Consider the following 2832-nt stretch of genomic DNA (forward strand, 5'->3'; position numbering starts at 1 on the left):
GGCCCCCGCGCCCCCGCCGGGCGCGGTCGGCTCCCCCGATGCCCGGAGGGCATCGGCGTGGGCCCACTCCAGGACGTTGAGAAGCTGGACCGGGCTCTCCACGAAGGCGAGCGTCTGCGCGGCACGCGGTCGCGTGGCGGCCGGTCGGGGGCCGGCGGATCCGGCGCGGGGGCTCATCGACGTATAACCGTCGCTTCCGTGAGTACGGACTGGGGGATCCGTGGGTACGGATGGGGTCCGTGAGTACGCAGGGAGGATCCGTGCGTACGGACCGGGTGGAGCTGGGATCAGACCGCGACCGGCTCGCCCGCGGCCGCGGCGATCTCGGCCTCGGCGACGACGCCCTGGACGCGGCGCAGCTTCTTCATCGGGCCGAGCTCGGAGTCGTACACCTTCTTGACGCCGTCGCCGAGGGACGCCTCGATGGTGCGGATGTCGCGGACGAGGCGGGAGAGGCCCTGCGGCTCGACGGAGGCGGCCTGGTCGGAGCCCCACATCGCGCGGTCGAGGGTGATGTGGCGCTCGACGAAGGTGGCGCCGAGGGCGACCGCGGCGAGGGTGGTCTGCAGGCCCGTCTCGTGGCCGGAGTAGCCGATCGGGACGTTCGGGAACTCGGCCTGGAGGGTGTTGATGACGCGGAGGTTGAGCTCCTCGGCCTTCGCCGGGTACGTCGAAGTGGCGTGGCAGAGCAGGATGTTGTCGCTGCCCAGGACCTCGACCGCGTGGCGGATCTGCTTCGGCGTCGACATGCCGGTGGAGAGGATGACCGTGCGGCCCGTGGCGCGCAGGGCACGCAGCAGCTCGTCGTCCGTGAGCGACGCGGAGGCGACCTTGTGGGCCGGGACGTCGAACTTCTCCAGGAAGGCGACGGCCTCGGTGTCCCACGGGGAGGCGAACCAGTCGATGCCGCGCTTCTTGCAGTGCTCGTCGATCTGGCGGTACTCGTCCTCACCGAACTCCACGCGGTGGCGGTAGTCGATGTAGGTCATGCGGCCCCAGGGGGTGTCGCGCTCGATGTCCCACTGGTCGCGCGGGGTGCAGATCTCCGGGGTGCGCTTCTGGAACTTCACGGCGTCGCAGCCGGCCTCGGCGGCCGCGTCGATCAGCTTGAAGGCGTTCTCGAGCTCGCCGTTGTGGTTGATGCCGATCTCGCCGGTGACGTACACGGGCTGACCGGGACCGGCGGTCTTCGAACCGAAGGTGCGCAGACGGGAGATGGAGCTCACAGCGCTCATGACAGGAACTTTCCTTACTTGTCGAGGGAGTCGAGAGAAGGGCCGAGGATCCAGCTGGCGATCTCTCGGATCGCGCCGTCGCCACCGGGAACGGTGGTGACCGCGCGTGCGGCGCCGCGCACGACGTCGTGGGCGCTCGCGACCGCCACGGGCCAGCCCACGAGGGCGAAGCACGGGAGGTCGTTGACGTCGTTGCCGACGTAGAGCACGCGCTCAGGCGCGATGCCCTGCTCCTCGCACCACTGCTTCAGTGCGAGGTCTTTCCGGTCGATGCCGTGGAGGACCGGGATCTTGAGCTTCCGGGCTCTGGCGGCGACGACCGGGTTCTGCTCCGTGGACAGGATCAGCATCGTCAGGCCGCTCTTGCGGAGGGCCGCGATGCCGAGTCCGTCTCCGCGGTGCACGGAGACGAACTCCCGTCCGTCGGAGTCGATCAGCACCCTGTCGTCGGTCTGGGTGCCGTCGAAGTCGAGGACGACCGCGTCGATGTCGTCGGCGGTCGGGAGGGCGCCGGGGCGCGCCGCGTCGAAGAGCGGGGCGAGCGCGCGGGCGCGGGCGAGGTCGTGCGGGTCGTCGATCTCCAGCACGCGGGCCGGGTCGGTGCGGACGAGTTCCGTACGGCCGAAGAAGCGGTGCTTGTGCTCCCGCAGGCCTGCCGCGTTCATGGCGTACGCGGCGCCGGTCTCCAGCAGGTCCTGGGGGCGGTCCTGGCGGCGCGGGCGGAAGGACTTGTCATGGTTGACGCCGTAACCGCCGTCCGTGGCCGTGGTGTTGGCGACAGCCGTGCCACCGCCGACGGCCTGGGTGACCTGGGTGTCGACCACGGCCGGGTCGTCGTCGGCGTCACGCCAGATGAACCCGTGGAAGGGGGCCACCGTCAGCGCGGTGTCCGCGCCGTTCTCGACGACCGCGCCGGCGACCCCGTCGATGTCCTCGCGGACGATGAAGGGGCTGGTGCACTGCACGAGGAGTACCGCGTCGACGGCGGAGCCGTGCAGCGCCTCGTGGGCGTCCATGGCGTGCAGGACGGCGGCCTCGGAGGTGGCCGTGTCGCCGGCGATGGCGGCGGGGCGCAGCACGACTTCGGCGCCGGCCTCGCGGGCGGCGGCGGCGATCGCCTGGTCGTCGGTGGAGACCACGACGTCCGTCACCAGCCGGGCGGCGCGACACTCGCGCACCGCGCGGGCCACCAGCGGCACACCGCCGACCGGGAGGAGGTTCTTGGCGGGGACGCCCTTGGAGCCGCCCCGTGCGGGGATCACCGCGAGCACACGACGTACCGGCTTCACCCGGCCCGCTGTCGCTTGGTCCGCTTCCGAGTTGGTCATTGCCTGTACTCCTTGCGAGGGGTTCGGGACGCGCACGCCCGATGTCTCGGGGGCGCTCACAGCTCGCCCATCCGCCGGATGACCGGCGCCACCCGCTGCACCCCGTGCCGGTAGGCGCCGCGCGCCGCCCGGCGCACGATCTGCCGCACCGGGCCCGGCTCGGTGTCGGCGGCGGGCGCGCCGGGCAGCGGGCTGCCGTCCGGGCCGAGGTGGTGGCGGGCGAGGATGCCGGGCAGATAACCGGGCGCGGTGGCGGGGGTGTAGTAGGG

General features: G+C 72.0%; 2 protein-coding genes and 1 pseudogene. All 3 read right to left on the reverse strand.

Going from position 1 to position 2832, the window contains the following annotated elements:
* Positions 1-287 precede the first annotated feature (287 nt).
* Entirely contained in the window at positions 288-1226 is a 939-nt protein-coding gene (locus tag G5C60_RS50250) for an N-acetylneuraminate synthase family protein (RefSeq protein WP_165270953.1), read from the reverse strand.
* A 23-nt stretch (positions 1227-1249) separates the two neighbouring features.
* Positions 1250-2563 carry an N-acylneuraminate cytidylyltransferase gene (locus tag G5C60_RS50255; protein ID WP_165270951.1) on the reverse strand — a complete coding sequence of 438 codons (1314 nt, stop codon included), beginning with the start codon at positions 2561-2563 and terminating at the stop codon, positions 1250-1252.
* Between the two features lie 56 nt (positions 2564-2619).
* Positions 2620-2832: pseudogene (locus G5C60_RS50260) on the reverse strand (DUF6716 putative glycosyltransferase); the annotation flags it as partial.

Source organism: Streptomyces scabichelini, from assembly GCF_011045015.1.
Classification (GTDB): Bacteria; Actinomycetota; Actinomycetes; order Streptomycetales; family Streptomycetaceae; genus Streptomyces; species Streptomyces scabichelini.

Bases quoted from the DNA above. Each gene is read 5' to 3' on its own strand.
- G5C60_RS50255 (WP_165270951.1), bottom strand. From the start codon at position 2,563: ATGACCAACTCGGAAGCGGACCAAGCGACAGCGGGCCGGGTGAAGCCG.